This window comes from Geobacillus thermoleovorans (assembly GCF_001610955.1).
GTDB classification, from domain to species: domain Bacteria; phylum Bacillota; class Bacilli; order Bacillales; family Anoxybacillaceae; genus Geobacillus; species Geobacillus thermoleovorans.
This window is the reverse complement of sequence record NZ_CP014335.1, coordinates 1,793,804-1,817,680: the sequence shown is the minus strand read 5'-3', so window position 1 is coordinate 1,817,680 and position 23,877 is coordinate 1,793,804. Positions and strand designations below refer to the sequence as shown.

Sequence of the window (23,877 nt, the reverse complement as noted above, 5' to 3'; positions counted from 1 at the left end):
AGTGATCATCTTTTAAGATGATCACTTTTACACCACTTTTTTGGAAGGTGGATGCCTATGGATGCTGAGATGCGAAAAAATATCCATCGAAACATACAACACTTTTCAAATGTCCAGAATAAAAGGGACGGCCGTTTGATATTAAGGTCGATTTTGTTCTTGTTCCCGGCTTGTTCGTTGTTAGTGGTCTTTTTTATAGGTCCGATTTTGCTAACTTTTTACTTCGCCTTTACCAACATGTCGCTTACTGGTACGACTGCTCAGGCGATAGAGTTTGTCGGGTTTAAAAATTTTTTGTATATGTTTTCAGATCCTAACTTCCGAGTAAGTGTTATTAAAACGATAATTTTTCTCGTTTTTTCTGCTGTTATCGGCCAACAAGTATTAGGGTTTATACTAGCCCTATTGATGAAAGAAAGGAATCGCACATTTCGGCGTGTTATAGGGGCTACTGTGCTTGCAGGGTGGGTCACTCCGGAAGTTGTGGTTGCATTTGCTTTTTTCGCTTTTTTAAATGAACATGGTACATTAAATACTATGCTCCAATGGATCGGGATTAAACCTATTGCATGGTTATTTACTTTTCCAATGGTTAGTGTCATTATCGCTAATATTTGGCATGGAACAGCATTTTCCATGTTAGTGTTCCAATCTGCTCTCGACAACGTTCCTAAATCGTTAGAAGAAGCAGCGATTATTGACGGCGCCACAGGATGGCAGAGGTTGTGGAAAATCATTATTCCTGTGATTAAGGGACAAATTGTTACAAACATGATCCTTGTTACATTGCAAACGTTAGGTGTATTTACATTAATTTATGCTTTAACAGGCGGTGGACCTGGAATGGCAACTCAAACACTTCCTATTTACATGTATAATCAGGCCTTTGTTAATTATCAGTTAGGTTACGGGACGGCCATCTCTTTGGCAATGTTACTAATTGGAATAATTGCAAGTTTACTATATATCCGTTTGTTAAAGGTTAAAGTTTAGAAGGAAGAGGCGGGAATGCAGATGACTAAGAGCACATTAGAGAAATTTATTCCATATATTGTACTTAGTTTTATAGGAATAGTGTTTTTTCTTCCTTTGCTGTGGATCCTTTTTGCATCGTTTGATCCCCACGCTACAGTGTCGTTGAGGATTCCGAGAACAATTAGTGTGGAAAATTTCACTTCGGTTTTAACAGATAAGACTAATCAACGCTCTCTTTTAATCGGAGTTTTTCTCTCGCTTGGTCAGTCGTTTATAACAGTAGTAGCCGCTACATTAGCGGCGTATCCGTTATCAAGATACCAGCTCAAGTATAAGAAGCCCTTTCTTTTGACCATTTTATTTATGACATCATTACCGATTACCGCTGTAATGGTTCCGGTGTACCAATTGTTTATGTTTTTGAATTTGCATGATTCGTTGTTAGGCACGATGTTGTTTCTTGCATCCTCCTCGTTGCCTTATGCGATTTGGATGACGAAAAACTTTATGGATGCCGTACCACTTGAATTAGAGGAATCTGCATGGATAGACGGAGTGTAAATTAGCACATTATTTCAGAATCCCTTTTTCAAATTATTTCGGACGGATTCGGAAATAATGTGCAAAATCTTTGCGAATTATTCCAGGTTTTGCAGATTATTTCCGAACGTTTGCACATTATTTCGGATGATTAACTAGAATGAGGATGGATCGGGATGAAACATAACAGGGGCCGATCAGCCCCTGCTGTGTCAGTACCCCATTTCTTCGGCTGCCATACGCACAATGTCTTCGTCAATCATATGTTTTTTTAATTGAGCGCCGTATAACAGGCAAGTGGTGGCGAGGTTGTTGATGATCCGCGGCCACCCCTGCGACTGCAGGGCGATCGCTTCTAAGGCAGCTGGGGTAAAAATCGAGTGTTTCGCCCCCGCCTGTTTCAGGCGGTGTTCGATATATCCTACCACTTCTTCCTTATCAAGAGGCCCCATCTGGTATCGCATGATGATTCGTTGGTGAAGCGGACGGTGTTGATTCAACCGTAGTTTTGCCTGTAAATGGGGCAGCCCCGCCAAAATCAAGACAAACGGATTCGTTGAGTCCATGTGAAAGTTGAACAGGATCGCGATATCCTGCAGAAAGGCATCCTTCGCTAAATGCATTTCATCGAGGATGAACACTGACGTTACCCGTTGTTCATGATACAAGCGCTCGATCCCTTGTTGGATTTGATAAAACAAGTCGACCTTGCGGTATTTCGGCTCTTCCCCGAGCCCGAAGGCAAGGCCGCGATAAAAGTCCATCACGCTCCCCGTTGACAATGGAAAATAAACGACGTGATACAGTGACGGATTCAGGGATTCCTTAAACGCCCGAAGGGCGAATGTCTTGCCGGCCCCTGGTTCACCAATCAATAGCCCGATCCCTCTTGTTCGTTTCATGTAGTCCAAAGCGGCGAGGGCCTCTTGATACGAGGCCCCTTGATAAGCCTCTGGTGGATTCGTCTCCTTCGAAAACGGCTCTCGGGAAAGGGAATAAAACGTTTTATACATCGTTTTCGCCTCCCTCTACCGGAACCGTCGCAAACGGTGACCGATGGCGTTTCACATAGGCATTGTCCTCGAAGCGAACAAGGACCGCTTCGGCGACCCGTTGACCGTCTTCGTACACATACACGCCTTGTTCATCATAACGGAGTTCGATCGATTGTCCGATGAACCGGGGCGGAACTTCATACAGCTGCTTGTTCAACGTGACCGTACCATCGGCCTTCACTTTACGGTATTCGCGTTTCAAAAAGATCGAGTCGAGCCAATCCGAATCCTCGACGAACGACACCAAATGGACTTGCGATTGAAACACTTCATGTGGCGTCTTCCCGTTCAACGAGGCATGCGGTTTTCGATGGTAATCTTCCTCCAACCACTTCCAAAATCGCTCGTTTAGCTCTTCGAGCGACTTCGGTGAATTCATTTCGAGCAACGGGTAAAACCGCGTCTGTACGGTGCGGAAAAATCGTTCGATTTTCCCTTTGCTTTGCGGATCGTACGGCTGGGTATGGATCAAGGTGATCCCTAACTCCGCGCAGGCGTACTGCAAGGGTTCCGCCCGATAAATCTTGCCGTTATCCGAGTAAATTCGCTTCGGCTTTCCGTATCGAAGCAGCGCTTCCTTGGTTACGATCCGCAACCCGTCAAATTTCTCGGAAGAGAAAAACTGAGCGTACGGCACGACCCGAGAGCAGTCATCGATATAGGCAATCAAAAACGTTTTTTGCGTTTTGCCATTCACGCGAATCAACGGGCCATGGGACAAATCACCTTGCCAGAGCTCATTGACCTGATCGTACGCGAATCGTTTTCGTTCAGGAATCGGTAAAATTTCTTTCCCCACGAGGTTGTATTTTTTTAAAAGTCGGTATATAGTGAAATAAGAGATGGATTGGATTTCCCCCTGCTCGATAAGGTGTTGGTAAAACACCGTCACGGGCATGTGGGGGTGTTTTTTTCTCAGGGCTAAAATGTGATCCTCTTCTTCAGGTGACAGCCTCCGGGAATGGCCACGGTCCGACCGTCGTTTCGGCTTCAGCGCCTCAAAGCCCCCTTTTTTGTACTGCGTGCACCAGTCGAGGATCGTTTTGGCGGCGATGCGTTTCTCTCCATGGTGGGGAACTTGATGGATCCGTTCCGCTACTTCCTTCAAGTACGTTTTTGGATCGACTTGTCCATTCACCAATGGAGCGATCAATCCATACCGAAATAAAGCGATCTCCTGTCTCATCGACTCATTCATTTCGATCTCCTCCTTCGTTCATCCCATTCTAGGACCTTATCGGTCCATCCTGTCTCTATCCTATCGGATCATTCCCCCGACCGTCGAGAGGAAAGGTTTGTGGAATCTATAAATGATTCCATATAAGGGGATATAAGTAAAATCAGGAACTGAATGTACGTGCAAAAAGATGCGTCGATCGGTGCTCCCATATCTCTTGGATGACGAAAAAGAGGCCGATCTCCTCCATCGTCTGGATCCACCATAGGGCTCGTTCTCTCGCTTGGGCGATGGCAGGACCAATTTTTCTCCAGCGCTCCGCAAAAAACCAATGAAGGTGGTTCAAATTTCGGAATAAACGTCGGACATAAAATAAAACCCCTTCATCCGTAGGAAGGAGTGGAGCCTCCTCCATCCCCCGTTTCGGAGTCAGGCCCAACCGTTCTTTCACCACTCTCCATATGGTGGGCAACGTATACTGAAAATAGGGGAGAAGAAATGAAGGCAACACGGCCACCGTCCTCCTGCACTCCGGGCAGCGATACCGAGCGATCCAAATGCGATAAGACTGATGCGACGTCACGGCATTTCGTTCGTAGTACCCATGGCGATAAAGAGGTCGTTTTGCCTGGCAATGAGGGCACCGCTTAAGAAGGGGAAAGTCGTTTTGTTTTCCCCGCTGGGCATATGTCTGGACATCGACCTGAAAGTCATGAAACCGAATCACGTCCTCGTCCCCCCCTCTGAAAATCACCCATGTCCCATTCCGAAATAATTCACAAAAAATTTAGCACATTCTTTCGGAAAGGGGGAGAGGGATATTCCGAAGGAATGTGCAAAAAAGAGTCTTTTTTGTGCGGAAATAAAGTGATAATTTACAGACGGAGCATCGGTGTTGAAAGGACTTCAAAAGATTGTGGCTCCGTTGATGATTCCAGGAATCTGTACAGTTGCTATTTTTACTTTTACTCTAAGTTGGGGGAATTTTTTTGTTCCCTATATCTTAATACAATCACCGGAGAAACTCCCAGCATCCGTAACAATATATCAATTTTTTGGACAATACGGTTTGGTTGAATATGGGAAATTGGCTGCTTTTTCTCTCATTTATACAATCCCCCCGATCATTCTTTACATGATTAGTCAACGTTTCATGTCAGAAGGGTTTAATTTTGGGGGAGCAACAAAAGGATAAGTGAAATTTGCGACAATAAAAGTTAAAGGGGAGATTTGATATGTTTTTAACTGAAGAAAAATTGGAAGCTCGTATTAATGAGTTGTCGGAGCATCGCTATCGCGAGGCGATTTTGATTCCTAAGTTTCGTTTTTTGGTGGACGAAAAAGGGGAGGTAGGTGCCCGTTCGCCGGAAACAAAAGAATGGAAGGAAATTAGGCTAGGCGATTATTGGAGTGGAAGAGATGTCTATGCCTGGCTTCAAGCTGATATTGATATTCCGGAACAATGGAAGGGAAAGGAGATAGTAGGTCTATTTGATTTTGGCAAAACCGGCGAGGGAAATAACTCAGGATTCGAGTCACTTTTATACTTAAACGGTTCTCCATATCAAGGCGTAGATTCCAATCATATGGAAGTGTTTTTTCCAAAAGGTTCGGCTGGCGCTAAAATAAGTTTAACGTTTCGCCTATGGTCTGGGCTTGAAGGAGGGGGGATTCCGAAATCGCAGGAACATAAGATAAAACGGGCAGAGGTAGCTTGGCTTGATGAGGTTACTGATGATTTGTTTTTCACCGGAAAAGCTATTCTTGGAACGGTGAAAGTTCTCGGTCAGCACTCTCCTGAGCGTCAATTGCTTCTTTCATTGTTGGATCGTGCATTTCGGCAAATTGATTGGTCCAAACCGAAGTCGGATTCATTCTACAATTCCGTTGCCATAGCCCTTGAAATGCTTAAAGATGAATTAAAGAGAATGGAGAAAAAACATCCGGTAACCATTCGTTGTATTGGGCATACACACATCGACGTTGCCTGGCTTTGGCGCCTTAAGCATACAAGGGAAAAGGCTGCGAGATCATTTTCTACAGTGCTTCGACTAATGGAGAAATACCCAGAGTACATTTTTTTGCAAACCCAGCCTCAGCTATATGAATATATTAAATCGGATTATCCTGAAATATTCGAGCAAATTCGGAAGCGGGTTGCGGAAGGGCGTTGGGAAGCGGGAGGAGCGATGTGGCTAGAAGCGGATTGTAACATTCCCTCCGGGGAATCATTGGTACGACAAATACTTATGGGAACTCGTTTTTTGCGTAAGGAGTTCGGTGTAGAGTGCAAGTATTTATGGCTTCCGGATGTGTTTGGATATAACTGGGCCTTGCCGCAGATTCTTAAAAAATCCGGGATTCATGCGTTTATGACGACGAAAATCAGCTGGAACCAATATAATCGAATGCCTCATGATACATTTATATGGAGAGGAATTGATGGAAGTGAGATACTTACACACTTTATTACAACTCCTGAGCCCAACAAAAACTGGTGGTTTTACACTTATAACGGGGTAATTACACCTGAGACGGTGCAGGGGATTTGGGAGGCATATAGAGATAAGGCAATTAATCAAGAGTTGCTTTTATCGTATGGTTACGGAGATGGCGGGGGAGGGGTAAATAGAGAAATGTTGGAGATGCGCCGCCGCCTAAACGATATCCCTGGATTGCCGAATGTAGAAACTGGTAGAGCAGATGAATTTTTTGAACGGTTAAACGAAAAAATTAGAAATACGGATCAATATGTACATGTATGGGATGGAGAACTTTATCTTGAGTATCACCGCGGAACCTATACGAGCCAGGCTTACAATAAGAGAATGAATCGAAAGATGGAACTTCTGTACCGTGAGACGGAATGGATGGGAATTGTATCGGCGACGTTAAATTCCGATTGGTCCCGTTATCCTTTTGAACGGTTAAATGAAGGATGGAAAATAATTTTACGCAATCAGTTCCACGATATTATTCCTGGTTCCTCTATTCGTGAAGTCTATGAGGATAGTAGAGAGGAATATGAGAAAGCTGAAAAGTATGCATTAAGTGCTTGGAAAAACCTAAGCGAGAGCATTATAGTCGAGAAGAAAGGGGATACAGTTATAGTGTTCAACTCCTCTCCTTGGGTAAGGACAGATTTAGTCCGAATTCCGGCAACTACAAAAACCAAAAAAGGGATATGGAAGGATGTATCAGGGAGAGAGTTAAAGGCAGAAAGAGTTGGTGACAATTGGGTTATATTAGTAGAAGATGTCCCGCCTCTAGGATTCAGTACAATTCGGTTTTATGATGTAGAAGCGGATAATACTTTGGTTCAAACTAATATGTTCCATGTAGGTTCTTCTGAAGTTATTTCACCGTACTACAAAATTAAATGGAATGATAAAGGGCAAATTATCTCCATTTATGATCTTCAGGCCAAACGGGAGGTCTTAGATGACGGGAAATGTGGGAATGTATTACAAGTGTTTGAGGATAAACCTCTACGCTTTGATGCTTGGGATATTGATATATTTTACCAAGAGAAAAAGCGAGAGGTAGAGGATTTACAACATGTAAGCATAAAGGAAATAACATCGCTTTATGCGGTTATCCATTTTGAGTGGAAGTATATGGACTCCATTATCAAACAAGATATGATTCTGTATACACATAGCAGAAGAATAGATTTTAAGACAGAGGTGGACTGGAAAGAACAGAACCAGCTGTTAAAGGTGGCGTTCCCTGTTAAGATCCGTTCTACATTAGCGACCTATGATATCCAATTTGGTAATGTGAAAAGACCTACACATTGGAACACAAGTTGGGATTACGCGAAGTTTGAAACAGTTGCGCATCAATGGGCTGATTTATCAGAAACAGGATATGGGGTTAGTTTATTGAATGACTGCAAATATGGCTATGATATTAAAGATAATGTGATAAGACTATCACTGATTAAATCTGCCACCTATCCAGACTATCAACAAGATCAAGGGTATCACATTTTTACTTACTCCTTACTTCCGCATCAAGGAGACTGGGTAGAAGGCAATACGGTAAAAGAAGCATGGTATCTAAATAATCCTTTAACTTACGCCGTAGGAGAGCCGATTAGAAAAAAATATTCATTGTTTGGTACCAATACTGACAACATTATGGTAGATGTTGTAAAAAGAGCTGAGGATTCCAATCGGATTGTTCTTCGATTACATGAATTTACAGGCAGAAGAAACAAAGTGTATATAACAAGCGATTTGCCCATCTTCGCTTGGCAAGAGTGTGATCTTATGGAAAGGGAGGTAGGGGAAGGAACGATAAGTGAGAAATTGGAATTTGATATAAATCCATATGAAATCAAGACGTTTCTCATAGATCTCAAATAGTATAAATAATTTGTATATTGTTGTTTAAGAAAAATCCCCTTGCTGGTTAGAAATCTTCCTTCTGGCCGGATATAAAGGGGATCTTTTTCTATATTGTATTGAAAGAAAGTGGAAAAACCATTAAAATAACATTAAGAAGAGCAAGCGCTTTACCTAACGAGCTTGACTACAACAGATGGAGAGAATGATGAGCGATGAAAGTAACCATTTACGATGTAGCAAAAAAAGCGGGTGTATCCATTTCAACGGTATCAAGGGTACTCAATAATACCGGGCGCATTAGTGAAAGAACGAGAAAAAGAGTCCTTCGGGTAATGGAAGAGCTGCATTATCAACCGAGCATGGTCGCCTCGGCGTTGACTGGGAAGCGGACAAGAACGATTGGCCTTGTCATCCCTGACGTAGCAAACCCATTTTTTTCTGAAATCGCTAGGAAAGTGGAAGATCGGGGGAGAGAACAGGGATTTAACGTTCTGATGTGCAATACGGATAACAACCCGGAGACGGAAGAAATGTATCTTTCTTTATTGCGCCAAAAAAGCGTGGATGGCATCATTATCGGAACCACAACGAACAATTATACAATGATCAAAGAGCTGTTGGAAGAGAATTTCCCTTTGGTTTTTATTGCCCAAGACATCCCGGAGCTGGCCATTAACGTGGTGAGAGTTGATGATTTTTTAGGGGGATATCAGGCTGTCTCGCATCTTGTTTCCCTAGGACATCAACAGATCGCGATCATGCTTGGGAATTTAAGTCGCACAAGCGATAAATACAGGCTGCAGGCCTATCAGCAGGTGCTTCAAGAGAACGGCTTGAAATGCGAAGAATCCTGGATTGTATATACGGACTATTCGATGGCTGATGGAAAAAGAGCGGCGATGGAGCTGTTGCAGTTGACCCCAAGGCCGACAGCGATTTTTGCCTGTTTTGATTCTCTTGCCGTTGGCATTTATCAGGCGGCTAAAGAGTTGGGACTCCGCATTCCCGATGATCTGTCAGTGGTTGGATTTGATAATACGATTTTATCGGCCATTATCGACCCGCCGTTGACGACAGTCGCCCAACCTATTGAAGAAATGGGAAGGCAAGCGGTTGACCTGCTAATTGCCCAAATTGAAGAGACCAATCATACGAAACAGCGGATCATTTTGCCGCCTCATCTAGTGGTAAGGAAATCGGCCTGTCATATCGCTAAAGTGAAATCGTAAGGATGTGAGCAGATTGTTTTTATGAAATAATAGATGTTACCGGAGAGAACGTTGAATTTAAGGAGAAGAACAGCTGTAAATAGCTGTTCTTTTATTTTTTAATAAAAATTCTATAAATTTAGAAAAAATACTTGATAAAATAATAGGTTGAGGGTAAAATAAAAAACAAAAGGAAAGCGCTTGCTCAAAAAAGTTCGATGGAGATTAGATTGCACTATTATTAATGGACATGATAACCATTGTTTTCGATGTATTAGAAAGCGCTTCCCTGCTACAACGGAGATGAGGAGGAGAAAATAATGACTCGGGTGAAAGTAGGGATTTTGGGAGCCGGAGGGATTGCCAAGGTACATACGTCGATCCTAAAGAAAGATGAGCGGGTTCAAATTATTGGGGTAGCGGATATTGTGGAAGAAAGAGCCGCTTCATTGGCGAAGGAAGCCGGGGAAGCAAAAGCGGTCAAAAGCCTCGAGGAATTATTTGATCTTGGTGTAGATGCTGTTTACGTGACGACGCCAAACACGATGCATGTTGAGCCGGTACTAAAATGTCTGGAAAACAATGTGCATGTGTTCTCAGAAAAACCGATGGCGACTTCTTTGGAGGGGGCAGAGCAGATCAGGCAAGCGGCTGAACGATCAAAGGCGATTTACAACTTGGGAATGAACCGCCGGTATGCGTCGGTGTATAAAAGAGTCAAGGAATTGGTTGATTCCGGGGAGGTAACCCCCTATTTGGCTCATGTAAAAATGAACCGCGGCGAACTGTTAAATCCTCCTTGGACGGCAAACCCGAAGGTGACGGGAGGCTTCTTGTATGAAACTCCTTTCCATTTGATGGATCTATGCCGTTATTTATTTGGTGAAGTACAAACGGTTTACTGCGAAGCAAAACAAAACATTTCGACAGAGGAATTAGATACATTCGCGATTATGATGACATTTGTCTCGGGGACGATCGTCAATTTTGTGACGTATGCTCATGCTGGATGGAGCTTTCCGTTTGAGAGTTTGGAGGTTTATGGGAAGTATAGCACGGTCGCAACCCAAGAACTCGAAAAAGTCATGTATGCCCCAGGGTTGCAGCAGGCGGCGCACATTCATGATTTCTATCAATTATCCATTGAAGAAAAATGGGGATATAAGGAAGAGGATCGTCTGTTTATTGATGCCATTATCCATGGAACAAAGCCTCCGGTGACAGCTGAAGATGGCTTCCGCTCGATTCAATTGCTAGAGGCGATTTATGAAAGTGCTAAAACGGGGAAAATAATCGACTTTCGCCAAACAGCTCCGTCAAAATAAAAAGGCGGGTGAGAGAATGAAAGAGAAAAGACAAATCCGGATTGGCATGGTTGGTTATAAGTTTATGGGAAAAGCGCATAGCCATGCGTTTCGCGATCTTCCCTTTTACTTCGACACAGATGTCATCCCAGTTCTGCAAGCCATTGCGGGCCGGGATGAGCAAGGAGTTAAAGAAGCGGCGGAAAAAATGGGATGGGCATCGTATGAAACAGATTGGCGCCGCCTGATTGAACGGGATGATATCGATGTCATCGATATTGTTACCCCAAACAATACGCATGCGGAAATTGCAATCGCGGCAGCGAAAGCAGGAAAACATATCATTTGTGAGAAACCGCTTGCTCTCACATTGGAACAATCGCTTGAAATGTTGGAAGCTGTCAAGCGAGCAGGTGTAGTTCATATGATTTGTCACAATTACCGTTTTGCTCCGGCGGTTCAGTTTGCCAAGCAGTTGATCGCACAAGGGCGACTGGGGAAAATTTACCACATTCGTGCTACGTTTTTGCAAGACTGGCTGATGGATCCGAACTTCCCGTTAATATGGCGCCTGAAAAAAGAAGTATCTGGATCAGGCACACACGGAGATCTTGGGGCGCATATTATCGACCTGGCCCGTTTCTTAGTCGGAGAATTCCGCGAAGTTGTCGGCATGATGGAGACGTTTATTAAAAAACGGCCGCTTGGAGATATGGACATCCATTTAAAAGGGCGCGTTGAAGGCACGGCATGGGGAGAAGTGGATGTTGATGATGCCTCCGCCTTCTTGGCCCGTTTTGAAAACGGGGCTTTAGGAGTGTTTGAAGTCAGCCGTTTTAGCAGAGGAAATCGGGCAGGAAACCGTTTTGAAATTAATGGGGAACGCGGCTCGATCCGTTGGGATATGGAAAATATGAATAACCTTCAAGTGTACCTCGAAGACGATGAGCGCGGACTGCAAGGATTCCGGACGATCAACTGCACAGAGGTGGAGCATCCGTATGCCTCGGCTTATTGGCCGGCTGGGCACATTATTGGCTATGAACATACATTTATTAACTTGTTGGTGGAAATGATGAATGGCATTGCCGGCGGGTACAGCCCTTCGCCGAACTTCGAAGACGGCGTTCGCAATCAAGCCGTGCTTGAGGCGGTGGAACGGTCGGTGCAAACTGGGGGATGGGTAAGCATTTCTGAAGTGCTACCGTCAGTGCAAGTGCAATCGCGTTGATGAAATACGACGATTTAGAAAGCGATTACATTAAGCAAAGAAAGGTGTGTGGATCATGACCGTTCGTTGTGCAGTTCTTGGATTAGGGCGCCTTGGACACCACCATGCGAAAAACTTGGCAACTCATCAAGTGAGCGGGGCGAAATTAGTGAGTGTCGTTGATCCCCTTGGAGAAAGAGCGGAGCAGTTCGCACGTGAATACGGGATCGAGCACTGGACCAAGAACCCGGATGATGTATTCGAGGATCCGACAATTGATGCCGTCGTGATCGTAACCCCGACGAGCACTCATGCAGAGATGATTGCAAAAGCAGCCAAAAACGGCAAAGCGATCTTCGTCGAGAAACCGCTTACCCAAAGTTTAGAGGAAGCCGATGACATCATTCAAACGATTCAGGAGACAGGTGTCATTTGTCAAGTCGGCTTTATGAGACGGTTTGATCCTGCTTATGCCGAGGCGAAGAGAAGAATTGAAGCGGGGGATATTGGCAAACCAATCTACTTTAAAGGGATTACAAGAGATGCTGGTTCACCTCCGGCTGAGTTTATTCAACATAGCGGCCGCGTATTTTTGGACGTTTCGATTCATGACTATGATATTGCCCGTTACTTAATGGGGGCAGAAATTACGTCTGTTTCCGCTCATGGAAGAGTACTGTTGCATTCATTTATGAAAGAGTTTAAAGATGTGGATCAGGCAATTACGTATGTCCATTTTGACTCTGGCGCAGCTGGGGATATCGAGGCAAGCCGGAACTCGCCATACGGGCACGATATTCGTACAGAAATTATCGGCACAGAAGGCTCCTTGTTTATTGGCACTCTTCGCAATCAAAATGTCACATTGTTGAATTCCAAAGGAAGCACATACGAAATCATCCCTGATTTCCAAACGCGATTCAACGATGCGTACCGTTTAGAGCTTGTCCACTTTATCGAATGCGTTCAAAACCGGCAAACACCAAAAGTAACTGAAATTGACGGAAAAGTGAACCTAAAAATTGCCATTGCGGCGACCGAGTCGTTTGACAGCGGAAAAACAGTATGGCTCGAAGGGCATGTAGCTGAGCAAACACGCTAGTCGAAGGCAGCGAGGCCACTTTGGCTTCGTTTGTCATAGAACATGGTTCGTAGCGGCTTTCGCCCCCTATTGAGTGGCGAGAAAGGCCGCTATGGACAAGGAAGTTTTAAAGAAACAAAGGGGACAAGGGGGCAAAAGGAAGATGAAAGGTCGAATGAAGTGGATTTCATTGGTCGTATTGCTGTTTAGTTTTTCGTTGCTTTTTGGTTGCAACAAACAACAAGAAACAGCCCAATCAGGGGACAAACCAGGAAAAATTGTCATTGGCGCGGCCCTTCCAGATTTTGATGACAAATGGCTGAGTTACTTGCAAGACGGAATGAAGGAATATGCCAAAACGCAAAAAGATGTGGAAGTCATTTACGTTGATGCGATGAATGACGCAAACAAGCAATTGTCTCAAGTGGAAAACTTTGTTCAACAAAAAGTGGATGCCATTGTATTGATTCCTGTCGATACGGTTTCGGCGCCGCAAATGGTGGAAAAAGCGAATCAAGCGAACATTCCAATCGTGGTTGTAAACCGTATTTTTGACGGGGTAGACAAGGCAACAGCCTATGTTGGTTCTGAATCGATCAAAGCTGGCATCATGCAAATGGAAGAAGTGGCGAAAATTTTAGGAGGCAAAGGAAACATCGCCATTATCAACGGCCAAATGGGTCAGGAAGCACAAATCAAGCGGACAGAAGGAAATAAGCAAGTGATAAAAAAATATCCGGGGATGAAAGTCGTTCTAGAAGGAACAGCAGAATGGGATCGTGCAAAGGGAATGGCGCTGATGGAAAACTGGTTGCAGTCTGGCAAAAAAATTGATGCTGTTGTCTCTAACAATGATGAAATGGCCATCGGTGCGATTATGGCACTGGAGGCTGCTGGAAAGTTAAATGATGTTGTTGTAGCAGGAGTTGATGCGACGCCGGATGCTCTTGAATATGTTAAGCAAGGAAAATTAAAAGTCACCGTCTATCAAAACGCGAAAGGCCAAGGACAAGCTGGATTAGAGACGGCTATTAAAGCGGCAAAAGGAGAAAAAGTAGAGAAATACAATTGGATTCCGTATGAGCTGGTTACGAAAGAGAATGTCGATGAGTACATCAAAAAGTGGCAATGAGAAAAGAAGAGTGAAAAGGAAGGATGCTGCCGCGTTGCTGACATCCTTCCTAACATTCACTTTTCCTTTGTGAAACTAGCCTACCTAAGCTCATAGAACGGCCGACGTTATAAAGCCGCGGGGTAACCATCCGCTTTGATAAAAGGGGCAATCTATAGCGAAAAGGCGGGGTACGAATGAGCAACAATTATGTATTGGAAATGATCGATATTACAAAAGAGTTTCCTGGAGTAAAGGCTTTGGATCGGGTGCAGCTGAGAGTGAAAAGAGGAACTGTACATGCGCTGATGGGGGAAAATGGAGCGGGGAAGTCTACCTTAATGAAGATCCTGATCGGCATTTACACGCCCGATCAAGGCAAGATCATGTTCGACGGGGAAGAGCTGAAAGTCTCCACGATTAAACAAGCGCTCGATAAAGGCATTTCGATGATTCATCAAGAGTTGAGCCCGGTTCCGAACATGACGGTGGCGGAAAATATTTTTCTCGGCAGAGAACCGAGTTATCCGTTCGCGGGTTGGGTCAAAATGAAGGAACTCATTAAAAAGACGAGACAACTATTTGAACAGCTTGAGATCGATATTGACCCCAATGCGAAGATGATGGATTTGAGCATTGCCAATATGCAGATGGTGGAAATTGCGAAAGCGATCTCTTACAATTCGAAGCTGATCATTATGGATGAACCGACGTCGGCCATTACGGAGAAAGAGGTTCATCACCTTTTCCACATCATTCGCTCTTTGAAAAAAGAGGGCGTATCCATTATTTATATTACTCATAAGATGGATGAACTCGAACAAATTACCGATGAGGTGACCGTGCTGAGGGACGGGAAGTACATCGGGACGAAGCCGAGCCATCAAATTTCAAGGGATGAACTCATTCAAATGATGGTCGGAAGGGAATTGAATCAAATTTTCCATAAGCCAAAGATTCCGATCGGAGAAGTGGCGTTGTCGGTCAAAGGGTTGACGAAAAAAGGGAAATTTCATGATGTGAGCTTTGAAGTACGGAAAGGGGAAATAGTCGGGTTTGCTGGGTTGATGGGGTCTGGAAGAACAGAAGTATTAGAAAGCGTTTTTGGCGTTGCCAAACCGGACGCGGGAGACATTTATGTTCACGGAAAAAAGGTTGCGATTCGCTCGGCACGGGACGCGATTCGATATGGGATGGGCCTGTTGACGGAAGACCGAAAACTGACAGGGCTGTTTTTACCGTTGTCTGTCGAGGACAACATGATCACGGTTACGGTCAACCAGTATACGAAGGCGGGTTTTTTGCAACAACGAAAAATCCGCGAAGACTGTCAAAGGCTAGCCGAACAGCTTGCGATTAAAACGCCGAGTTTGCAGCAGTTGATCAAATATTTAAGCGGGGGCAATCAGCAAAAAGCGCTCATTGCCCGATGGCTGCTTCACAATCCGGATATTTTGTTTCTCGATGAACCGACGAGGGGAATTGATGTAGGGGCGAAGGCGGAAATTTACAATTTGATTTTTGATCTCGCCAAGAAGGGAAAAGCGATCGTCGTAGTTTCTTCGGAAATGCCGGAAATATTGGGATTGAGCGACCGGATTATCGTTATGCATGAAGGAAGAAAAACAGGAGAGCTGACAAGGGAAGAAGCAACCCAAGAGCGGATTATGCAGCTAGCAACGGGCCAGTTGATCGAGGCGAAGCGATAAAGAGCAGGGGGAATGGGTATGGAAAGCCAAGTTTCTGTTACGAACAAACAGGGGAAGGCAGGGATTTCTTCGACGGCCACGTCGAAGGATAAATTGTATCGATTTTTAAACCGATATGGCATGTTGGTGATTCTGATAGCACTCGTCATTTTGATGTCCATTCTTTCACCGACATTTTTTACAACCGGCAACTTATTAAATATTGTTCGGCAAATGTCGGTGGTCGGCATTGTCGCGATTGGCGTCACGATCGTCATTATTACGACTGGGATCGATTTGTCATCAGGTTCCGTGATTGCTCTTGTGTCTGTAGTTACGGCTAGCCTTGCTCATCCGGATACGTATCCAGTCGTTGTCCCCATTTTGGTTGGTCTTGGATTAGGGCTCTTGACGGGTGTGATCAACGGGACGATTATTTCGAAGGCGAAAATTGCTCCCTTTATTGTGACACTGGGAATGATGACAGCAGCGAGAGGTGCGGCGCTGCTATTCAGCGATGGGAGACCAATCGGGAACTTGTCGCCATCGTTTTTATGGATTGGGCAAGGAGATGTTGTGGGAATCCCGGTCCCGATTCTCATCTTTGCGCTTGTGGGGGTCATTTCCTACATTCTATTAAATAAAACGAAGTTTGGCAAATACGTGTATGCAATTGGCGGAAATGAACAGGCGGCCATAATTGCCGGAGTCAATGTCGATAAATATAAGATTTTCGTTTACGCATATGCCGGGCTATTGTCAGGGCTGGCTGGACTCATCTTGACCTCGCGCATTTCCTCGGGGCAGCCGACGGCCGGGGTCATGTATGAACTCGATGCCATCGCTGCCGCGGTCATTGGCGGAACAAGCCTTGCCGGTGGAATCGGGACGATCGGCGGCACGATTGTCGGTGCGCTCATTATCGGGGTCATGAATAACGGTCTCGACTTGTTGAATGTTTCGCCATATTGGCAGCAAATTCTTAAAGGAGTCATTATTACGGTGGCGGTGTTCATTGATTCTCGCAAAAACAGAAAATCATAGGGTTGGAGGAAAATGATGAAGCTTGTATTTAATGAAGCGACGACGCTAAAAAATTCTACATTAAAGAATGACTTAGAACTATGTGAAAAATATGGTTATGACGGCATTGAAATTCGGCTTGATAAGTTGAAAGAATTTCTCGCTTCCTATACGGTTGACGACTTGAAACAATTCTTTGCTTTTCATCGTTTGAAACCGTATGCCTTCAATGCGCTGGAGTTTATCACGTTCCGCGATGAGGAAGGATTCGGCCAAATCCTTCGTGATCTACAGTTCTTATGTGAAATCGGCCAACAAATTGGTTGCAAAACGGTGATTGCGGTCCCGACGTTTGATGTCGGCGATTATACGAAGTCGGAAATCAAAGCGGAAACCGTTCGCGTGTTGCGAGAGTTAGCAGAGTTCAGCGAACCGTACGGCGTAAAAATCGCCTTCGAGTTTTGCGGATACCCGAATTGTTCCGTCAACACGTTTACACAGGCGTATGAGATTGTCAAAGCGGTGGACAGCAGTCAAGTGGGCCTTGTTCTTGACTGCTTCCATTTCCATGCAATGAACTCCCAGCTCGAAGACTTGCAGGCGGCCGATCCAACGGACATTTTCGTCTTTCATATCGATGATTGTGAAGATTTTCCGGTAGGAGCGTTACGCGATCGCCATCGAGTGTGGCCGGGGGACGGGGCGATTGACTTGGATGGCATTTTACGCACGCTTCAATCCATTGGTTACAATGATATGGCATCCATTGAGTTATTTCGACCTGAGTATTGGCAATGGGAGGCAGAGGCAGCAATTCAAACCGGAAAGATCAAAATGGAGAACGTTCTCCGTCGGTATTTTGAGATCGAACGAGTTTGAACATCTACGGGAGGGAAACCGGTGAACACGATCCGCTTAACAACCGCCCAAGCATTAGTCAAGTTTTTAAACCAGCAGTACGTGGAGTTCGATGGTCGTGTACAGAAATTTGTCAAAGGTGTTTTTACGATTTTCGGCCATGGTAATGTACTCGGCCTTGGTCAAGCGCTTGAGGAAGATCCCGGAGAGCTCGAAGTGTACCAAGGGCGCAATGAACAAGGAATGGCACATGCGGCGATTGCCTTTGCAAAACAAAAACACCGTCGGCAAATCATGGCATGCACGTCATCCGTCGGTCCCGGGGCGGCGAATATGGTGACGGCAGCGGCGACAGCTTCGGCGAACCACATTCCGGTGTTATTGCTTCCGGGAGATACGTTTGCGACAAGACAGCCCGATCCCGTGCTTCAACAAATCGAGCACTGGCATGATTTGACCATTTCCACAAACGATGCGTTTCGTGCCGTCAGCAAATATTGGGATCGCATCAGCCGCCCCGAGCAGCTGATGCCGGCGATGATTCAAGCGATGCGGGTACTGACCGATCCCGCCAACACCGGAGCAGTCACCATTGCCTTGCCTCAAGATGTGCAAGGGGAAGCGTACGATTTTCCTGAATCCTTTTTCCAAAAACGGATTCACCGCATTGAACGCCGCGTTCCGGCGAAAGCGGCGATTCATGAGGCGGTGGAGCTCATTCGCAGAAAGAAAAAACCGATCATCATTTGCGGCGGCGGCGTCCGCTATTCGGAAGCAGCGGAAGAACTGAAACAGTTTGCCGAGAAATTTCACATTCCTTACGGGGAAACGCAAGCCGGCAAAAGCGCGGTGGAAAGCGCCCACCCATACAATCTCGGGGGAATTGGCGTCACCGGCAACCTTGCCGCCAATATAATTGCGAAGGAAGCCGATTTGGTCATTGGGATTGGCACCCGTTACACCGATTTTACGACAGGGTCGAAACAGCTTTTCCAACATCCTGAAGTAGAATTTTTGACGATCAATGTCTCGGTCTTTGATGCTTGCAAATTGGATGCCGTCCGCGTAGTGGCAGATGCGAAACTTGCTCTTCTCGCCTTAACCGAAGAGTTGGAGAAAATCGGGTATCGATCCGGCTATACGAATGAAATAGACATCGCGAAAAAGGCGTGGGAAGAAGAGCTTAACCGACTGCATCACGTCCGCTACCGCCAGTCGGGCTTTCAGCCGGAGGTGGCCGGCCATCTCGATGAGGTTTTGACTGAGTATTCCGAGTTTTTCGATTCTTCGTTAACGCAAACGGAAGTCATTGGCGCGATTAACGAGTGGATCGATGACGACGCCATTATCATCGGAGCGGCAGGCAGCTTGCCGGGGGATTTGCAGCGCATGTGGGTGGCGCGCCGGCCCAATACGTATCATATGGAGTACGGCTATTCGTGCATGGGGTATGAGATTGCTGGTGCGCTTGGCGTGAAAATGGCGGAGCCGGATAAAGAAGTCTATGCGATGGTCGGCGATGGCAGCTACTTAATGCTTCACTCGGAGCTTGTAACGAGCATTCAGGAAAAGAAAAAAATCAATGTTCTCCTATTTGATAATGGTGGATTCGGCTGCATTAACAACTTGCAAATGGGTCATGGAATGGGCAGTTTCGCCACAGAATTCCGCTACCGCAACGAAGAAACCGGGCGCTTAGACGGGAGCTTGATTCCGATTGACTTCGCGCAAAGCGCGGCCGGTTACGGGGTGAAAACGTATAAAGTGCACACGCTCGAGCAATTAAAAGAAGCGCTCGAAGATGCCAAACAACAATCGGTGTCGACATTGATCGATATTAAGGTGCTTCCAAAAACGATGACCCATGATTATGAGTCATGGTGGCATGTCGGGGTGGCGGAAGTGTCCCGGAACCCAAAAATTGCGGAGGCATACAAGCGGAAAGAACAACAATTGCAAAGGGCAAGAAAATATTGAACAACTGGAGTGAGAGAGATGGAAAAAACGGTTAATCCTTTTCGTATCGGCATTGCCCCGATCAGCTGGGTCAATGATGATATTCCGGGACTGGGTGATCACTATACCCAAGATCAAGTCTTATCCGAAATGGCGGAGCTTGGGTATGTTGCAACGGAAATGGGGCGCCTCTTTTCCCAAGATCCCCCGTCATTGAGGGCAAAACTGAACCAATATGGCATCGAGCTCGCCAGCAAATTCATCGGCGTGCTCTTTTCAGACCGTTCTCGTCTTGAAGAGGAACTCAAGACGTTCCGGTCTTGGGCGGAATATTTGCACGATATGGGATGCAAGTATGCGATTGTCTGCGAGATGGGGGGATCGATGCACTGGGATCCGCGCCGGGCGCCAGAAGAAAAAACGATTCAACGGCTCACGGATTCCGAATGGGAGTCCCTTGTTGACGGATTGCATCGCGCCGCGCATATATGCCAAGAGCTAGGAATGAAACTTGTTTACCACTTTCACGCGGGAACAGTCGTCGAAACGGCGGAAGAGATCGATCGCTTAATGGAGTTGACGGATCCGAATCTTGTCCATCTCTTGTATGACACAGGGCATGCGTTATATGGCGGATATGATCCAGTTGAACTGTTGCATCGGTATGCGGATCGCATTCAATACGTTCATTTGAAAGACGTAAGGCACGATGTGCTCGAGCTGGTGAGACGGGAACAACTCGACTTTCGCACGGCGGTGTTGCGTGGCATGTTTACGGTTCCTGGAGATGGATGCATTGACTTTGTTCCGATTTTTGCCAAATTGATTGAGATGGACTATAACGGCTGGATCATCGTCGAAGCAGAACAGGACCCGGCTGTGGCGCACCCGTACACGTACGCCAAAATGGCCAAAGAATATATTGACCGCCTTGTTCATCATCTCTTGGCGGCCCAAAAGCGGTAAGGGGGGGAGGATGAAACGATGAGCCGACTGATCATACCAAGCCATTCGCCGAATGAAGAAGGGAACGTCGTCCGCGTAACACCGGAATCAGTGGGGTGGGAGTACGTCGGGTTTGAAGTGTATGTGTTGGCAAAAGGACAAACATTGCGAAAAGAGACGAAGGATCAGGAGGCTTGCCTTGTTCTTCTCAAAGGGAAAGCGAACATATCTACGAAGCTGGAGCGGTGGGAACAGATCGGATTGAGAATGGATGTGTTTGAGAAAGTTCCGCCATACTCGGTCTATGTTCCGGCAAACGATGTGTATGAAGTCGAAGCGATGACGGATGTGGAAGTAGCGGTTTGTTTAGCGCCGGGGAAAGGTACATATCCGGCGCGATTGATCCCCCCAAGCGAAGTAGGAGTTGAAATACGGGGAGCAGGAAATATTGAACGGCGGGTGCATAACATTCTTCCGGAATCCCAACCGGCCGACAGCTTGCTTGTCGTTGAAGTGTTTACGCCGGAAGGAAACTGGTCGAGCTACCCCCCGCATAAACACGACCAAGACAACTTGCCCCATGAGTCGTATTTGGAAGAAACGTATTATCATAAAATCAATCCCGGTCACGGTTTTATGGTGCAGCGTGTGTACACCGATGATCGTTCCATCGACGAAACGATGGTCGTGAAAAACGGGGATGTCGTCTTAGTCCCGAAAGGCTACCATCCGGTTTCCGCTCCCCCAGGGTATGAGGGGTATTACTTGAACGTCATGGCCGGGCCGGTGCGGACGTGGAAGTTTCATAATGACCCGGACCATGACTGGGTGATGGAAAGCAAGCTCGCGGCCAAACAGAAGGAGAAATAATCTAAAAAGACGACAGGAAAGAGGCGGTTCGATGAGTTTCCTCCCATTTGACCAGCAAAAACCGTTGGATTTTATCGCCGTTGGCCGGCTATGCATCGATTTGAACGCCAATGAAATCCATCGGCCGATGGAAGAAACGATGACGTTTACGAAATATGTCGGCGGATCTCCGGCGAATATTGCCATCGGCATGGCCCGGCTCGGCATGAAAACAGGGTTTATCGGCCGAGTGGCCGACGACCAAATGGGTCGATTTATTGTCCGATATTTAAAAAACAATGGAATTGATACGTCCCATGTCATTACCGACAAGTCCGGCAGTGTGACGGGCTTGGCTTTTACCGAAATCAAGAGCCCGACCGACTGCAGCATCCTAATGTATCGCGATAATGTCGCTGATTTGAAGCTGGAACCGAACGATATTGACGAAGACTATATTCGGCGCGCCAAATGCCTGTTGATTTCCGGGACAGCTTTAGCGAAAAGCCCGTCAAGAGAAGCGGTGTTTTTAGCGTTGGACTACGCAAGACGCCATGGAACCGTCGTTGTGTTCGATTTGGATTATCGCCCATATACGTGGCAATCCAAAGAGGAAACAGCGATCTATTACAACTTGGCAGCCGAAAAATGCGACGTGATCATCGGCACGAGAGAAGAATTTGACATGATGGAGCGGTTTGACGGCCAGCGGCGCGATGATGAACAAACAGCGCGAAAATGGTTTGATTACAACGCGAAAATCGTTGTCATTAAGCATGGCAAAGACGGGTCTATTGCTTATACGAAAACTGGAGAAACGTTTGTCGGCACGATTTTCCCAGCAAATATTGTCAAAACGTTTGGGGCCGGCGACTCGTATGCCGCAGGATTTATCTACGGGCTAATGAACGATTGGCCGATTCCAAAGGCAATGGAATACGGGGCAGCTGCGGCGTCGATTGTCATCTCAAGCCATAGCTGCTCGGATGCGATGCCGACATTGGCGCAAATCGAACAGTTCATCGAACAACATCGCAACGGTTCAGCTGCTCGGAAATAAAAAGAAGGGGGAACATGGACATGACGATGACAACGGGAGTGCAAACCTTAAAAAACTATATTGGCGGGCAATGGGTCGAGTCTCGTTCCGGGAAGACGGAAGCCGTTCCGAACCCGGCAACGGGCGAAGTGTTGGCCTACGTTCCGATTTCAAGCCGCGAGGAGTTGGACGAAGCGGTCCGAGCTGCCAAAGAGGCGTTCAAAACATGGCGCAAAACGCCGGTGCCGCGCCGGGCAAGAATCTTGTTTAAATATCAGCAGTTGCTTGTCGAGCATTGGGAAGAGCTGGCCCGATTGGTGACGTTAGAAAACGGCAAAAGCTACAACGAAGCTTATGGGGAAGTGCAACGCGGCATTGAATGCGTCGAATTTGCGGCCGGTGCGCCGACGCTCATGATGGGGCGGCAGCTTCCAGATATTGCGACCGGCATTGAATCGGGGATGTACCGGTATCCGATCGGCGTCGTGGGGGGCATCACGCCGTTTAACTTCCCGATGATGGTCCCTTGCTGGATGTTCCCGCTGGCGATTGCGTGCGGAAACACGTTCGTCTTAAAACCGTCCGAGCGCACGCCGATGTTGGCGAATCGTTTGGCTGAACTGTTTAAAGAGGCTGGGCTTCCGGACGGGGTGCTTAACATCGTCCATGGGGCGCATGATGTCGTGAACGGGCTGTTGGAGCACCCGGATGTGAAAGCCATCTCGTTTGTCGGCTCCCAGCCGGTCGGCGAGTATGTGTACAAAACGGCAGCGGCTCACGGCAAACGGGTTCAAGCGTTGACGGGGGCGAAAAACCATTCCATTGTCATGCCGGATGCCGATTTGAATGTTGCGGTCCGTGAAATTATTAACGCGGCGTTCGGCTCGGCGGGAGAACGGTGCATGGCGGCGTCGGTCGTTGTCGCGGTTGGGGAGATTGCCGATGAACTTGTCGAGAAGCTGGTGGCGGCCGCGAATGAATTGAAAATCGGCAATGGGCTGGAGGAGAGCGTCTTTTTAGGCCCGGTCATTCGCGAAGCCCATAAGCAACGGACCGTGAAGTATATTGAACTTGGGGAAAAGGAAGGGGCCATTCTGGTGCGCGACGGACGAAAGGACGCCGCGGTTCAGGACAATGGATACTTTATCGGTCCGACGATCTTTGACCGAGTCACTACTGACATGACCATTTGGAAAGACGAAATTTTCGCCCCTGTTCTTTCGATCGTACGGGTCGAGACATTAGATGAAGCCATTGAGGTGGCCAACAAGTCTCCGTTTGCCAATGGAGCGTGCATCTATACAAGAGACGGGGGGAATGTCCGCAAATTCCGCGAGGAAATCGACGCCGGCATGTTAGGCGTCAACTTAGGAGTTCCCGCGCCGATGGCGTTCTTCCCATTCTCCGGATGGAAAAACTCGTTTTATGGCGATCTTCATGCGAACGGCATGGATGGCGTCGAGTTTTATACGCGCAAAAAAATGGTGACCTCCCGCTGGTAATGCG

18 protein-coding genes and 2 pseudogenes are annotated in these 23,877 nt (G+C 46.5%); 17 read left to right on the top strand and 3 right to left on the bottom strand.

Annotated elements, in window-relative coordinates; genetic code table 11:
- Positions 1-57 precede the first annotated feature (57 nt).
- Entirely contained in the window at positions 58-993 is a 936-nt protein-coding gene (locus GT3570_RS09065; protein ID WP_082131189.1) for a carbohydrate ABC transporter permease, read from the top strand.
- A gap of 21 nt (positions 994-1,014) precedes the next feature.
- Positions 1,015-1,530: pseudogene (locus GT3570_RS09060) on the top strand (carbohydrate ABC transporter permease); the annotation flags it as partial.
- A gap of 197 nt (positions 1,531-1,727) precedes the next feature.
- Here GT3570_RS09060 and GT3570_RS09055 read toward each other — a convergent pair.
- The 3 genes from GT3570_RS09055 to GT3570_RS19085 all read right to left on the bottom strand — a co-directional run bounded on the left by GT3570_RS09055 (position 1,728) and on the right by GT3570_RS19085 (position 4,474).
- The gene (locus tag GT3570_RS09055; RefSeq protein ID WP_047818052.1) at positions 1,728-2,528 is read right to left on the bottom strand and encodes an ExeA family protein; all 801 of its coding nucleotides are present in this window, start codon (positions 2,526-2,528) and stop codon (positions 1,728-1,730) included.
- Positions 2,521-3,768 (bottom strand): IS481 family transposase, encoded by a 1,248-nt coding sequence (locus GT3570_RS09050; RefSeq protein WP_014195809.1) that lies wholly within the window; start codon positions 3,766-3,768, stop codon positions 2,521-2,523. The genes GT3570_RS09055 and GT3570_RS09050 overlap by 8 nt, the downstream gene beginning before the upstream one ends.
- 142 nt (positions 3,769-3,910) lie before the next feature.
- Positions 3,911-4,474 carry a DUF6431 domain-containing protein gene (locus GT3570_RS19085; RefSeq protein ID WP_011229674.1) on the bottom strand — a complete coding sequence of 188 codons (564 nt, stop codon included), beginning with the start codon at positions 4,472-4,474 and terminating at the stop codon, positions 3,911-3,913.
- A 147-nt stretch (positions 4,475-4,621) separates the two neighbouring features.
- On the opposite strand from GT3570_RS19085, the pseudogene GT3570_RS09040 reads away from it, so the two are divergent.
- From GT3570_RS09040 to GT3570_RS08970, 15 genes and pseudogenes are all read left to right on the top strand, one after another.
- A pseudogene (locus GT3570_RS09040) lies at positions 4,622-4,942 on the top strand (carbohydrate ABC transporter permease); the annotation flags it as partial.
- A 40-nt stretch (positions 4,943-4,982) separates the two neighbouring features.
- Complete coding sequence (locus tag GT3570_RS09035; RefSeq protein WP_011231392.1) at positions 4,983-8,117, top strand: alpha-mannosidase; 3,135 nt, start codon at positions 4,983-4,985, stop codon at positions 8,115-8,117.
- 194 nt (positions 8,118-8,311) lie between these two features.
- On the top strand, positions 8,312-9,328 hold the full coding sequence (locus GT3570_RS09030; RefSeq protein ID WP_042380736.1) for a LacI family DNA-binding transcriptional regulator: 1,017 nt from the start codon (positions 8,312-8,314) through the stop codon (positions 9,326-9,328).
- 299 nt (positions 9,329-9,627) lie between these two features.
- A complete protein-coding gene (locus tag GT3570_RS09025; RefSeq protein ID WP_011231389.1) occupies positions 9,628-10,632 on the top strand; it encodes a Gfo/Idh/MocA family protein in 1,005 nt (334 codons plus the stop codon).
- A gap of 16 nt (positions 10,633-10,648) precedes the next feature.
- The gene (locus GT3570_RS09020) at positions 10,649-11,842 is read left to right on the top strand and encodes a Gfo/Idh/MocA family protein (RefSeq protein WP_011231388.1); all 1,194 of its coding nucleotides are present in this window, start codon (positions 10,649-10,651) and stop codon (positions 11,840-11,842) included.
- Positions 11,843-11,897: 55 nt separating this feature from the next.
- Entirely contained in the window at positions 11,898-12,923 is a 1,026-nt protein-coding gene (locus tag GT3570_RS09015; protein ID WP_011231387.1) for a scyllo-inositol 2-dehydrogenase, read from the top strand.
- A 142-nt stretch (positions 12,924-13,065) separates the two neighbouring features.
- Positions 13,066-14,034 (top strand): sugar ABC transporter substrate-binding protein, encoded by a 969-nt coding sequence (locus tag GT3570_RS09010; RefSeq protein ID WP_042380739.1) that lies wholly within the window; start codon positions 13,066-13,068, stop codon positions 14,032-14,034.
- Positions 14,035-14,210: 176 nt separating this feature from the next.
- A complete protein-coding gene (locus tag GT3570_RS09005; RefSeq protein WP_062898655.1) occupies positions 14,211-15,722 on the top strand; it encodes a sugar ABC transporter ATP-binding protein in 1,512 nt (503 codons plus the stop codon).
- An 18-nt stretch (positions 15,723-15,740) separates the two neighbouring features.
- Complete coding sequence (locus GT3570_RS09000) at positions 15,741-16,745, top strand: ABC transporter permease (protein ID WP_042380744.1); 1,005 nt, start codon at positions 15,741-15,743, stop codon at positions 16,743-16,745.
- 15 nt (positions 16,746-16,760) lie between these two features.
- A complete protein-coding gene (locus tag GT3570_RS08995; RefSeq protein WP_042380806.1) occupies positions 16,761-17,603 on the top strand; it encodes a sugar phosphate isomerase/epimerase family protein in 843 nt (280 codons plus the stop codon).
- Positions 17,604-17,624: 21 nt separating this feature from the next.
- On the top strand, positions 17,625-19,559 hold the full coding sequence (gene iolD / locus GT3570_RS08990; RefSeq protein ID WP_042380747.1) for a 3D-(3,5/4)-trihydroxycyclohexane-1,2-dione acylhydrolase (decyclizing): 1,935 nt from the start codon (positions 17,625-17,627) through the stop codon (positions 19,557-19,559).
- Between the two features lie 18 nt (positions 19,560-19,577).
- The gene (gene iolE, locus GT3570_RS08985) at positions 19,578-20,504 is read left to right on the top strand and encodes a myo-inosose-2 dehydratase (protein ID WP_011231380.1); all 927 of its coding nucleotides are present in this window, start codon (positions 19,578-19,580) and stop codon (positions 20,502-20,504) included.
- Positions 20,505-20,522: 18 nt separating this feature from the next.
- A complete protein-coding gene (iolB, locus tag GT3570_RS08980) occupies positions 20,523-21,353 on the top strand; it encodes a 5-deoxy-glucuronate isomerase (RefSeq protein WP_011231379.1) in 831 nt (276 codons plus the stop codon).
- A 31-nt stretch (positions 21,354-21,384) separates the two neighbouring features.
- Positions 21,385-22,392: a 5-dehydro-2-deoxygluconokinase gene (iolC, locus tag GT3570_RS08975; RefSeq protein ID WP_011231378.1), complete on the top strand. Its 1,008-nt coding sequence runs from the start codon at positions 21,385-21,387 to the stop codon at positions 22,390-22,392.
- Positions 22,393-22,412: 20 nt separating this feature from the next.
- Positions 22,413-23,873 (top strand): CoA-acylating methylmalonate-semialdehyde dehydrogenase, encoded by a 1,461-nt coding sequence (locus GT3570_RS08970; protein WP_062898654.1) that lies wholly within the window; start codon positions 22,413-22,415, stop codon positions 23,871-23,873.
- The last annotated feature ends 4 nt before the right edge of the window (positions 23,874-23,877 follow it).

Coding starts and splice junctions, on each gene's coding strand:
- GT3570_RS09065 (WP_082131189.1), top strand. CDS start 58: ATGGATGCTGAGATGCGAAAAAATATCCATCGAAACATACAACACTTT.
- GT3570_RS09055 (WP_047818052.1), bottom strand. CDS start 2,528: ATGTATAAAACGTTTTATTCCCTTTCCCGAGAGCCGTTTTCGAAGGAG.
- GT3570_RS09050 (WP_014195809.1), bottom strand. CDS start 3,768: ATGAATGAGTCGATGAGACAGGAGATCGCTTTATTTCGGTATGGATTG.
- GT3570_RS09035 (WP_011231392.1), top strand. CDS start 4,983: ATGTTTTTAACTGAAGAAAAATTGGAAGCTCGTATTAATGAGTTGTCG.
- GT3570_RS09030 (WP_042380736.1), top strand. CDS start 8,312: ATGAAAGTAACCATTTACGATGTAGCAAAAAAAGCGGGTGTATCCATT.
- GT3570_RS09025 (WP_011231389.1), top strand. CDS start 9,628: ATGACTCGGGTGAAAGTAGGGATTTTGGGAGCCGGAGGGATTGCCAAG.
- GT3570_RS09020 (WP_011231388.1), top strand. CDS start 10,649: ATGAAAGAGAAAAGACAAATCCGGATTGGCATGGTTGGTTATAAGTTT.
- GT3570_RS09015 (WP_011231387.1), top strand. CDS start 11,898: ATGACCGTTCGTTGTGCAGTTCTTGGATTAGGGCGCCTTGGACACCAC.
- GT3570_RS09010 (WP_042380739.1), top strand. CDS start 13,066: ATGAAAGGTCGAATGAAGTGGATTTCATTGGTCGTATTGCTGTTTAGT.
- GT3570_RS09005 (WP_062898655.1), top strand. CDS start 14,211: ATGAGCAACAATTATGTATTGGAAATGATCGATATTACAAAAGAGTTT.
- GT3570_RS09000 (WP_042380744.1), top strand. CDS start 15,741: ATGGAAAGCCAAGTTTCTGTTACGAACAAACAGGGGAAGGCAGGGATT.
- GT3570_RS08995 (WP_042380806.1), top strand. CDS start 16,761: ATGAAGCTTGTATTTAATGAAGCGACGACGCTAAAAAATTCTACATTA.
- iolE (WP_011231380.1), top strand. CDS start 19,578: ATGGAAAAAACGGTTAATCCTTTTCGTATCGGCATTGCCCCGATCAGC.
- iolB (WP_011231379.1), top strand. CDS start 20,523: ATGAGCCGACTGATCATACCAAGCCATTCGCCGAATGAAGAAGGGAAC.
- iolC (WP_011231378.1), top strand. CDS start 21,385: ATGAGTTTCCTCCCATTTGACCAGCAAAAACCGTTGGATTTTATCGCC.
- GT3570_RS08970 (WP_062898654.1), top strand. CDS start 22,413: ATGACGATGACAACGGGAGTGCAAACCTTAAAAAACTATATTGGCGGG.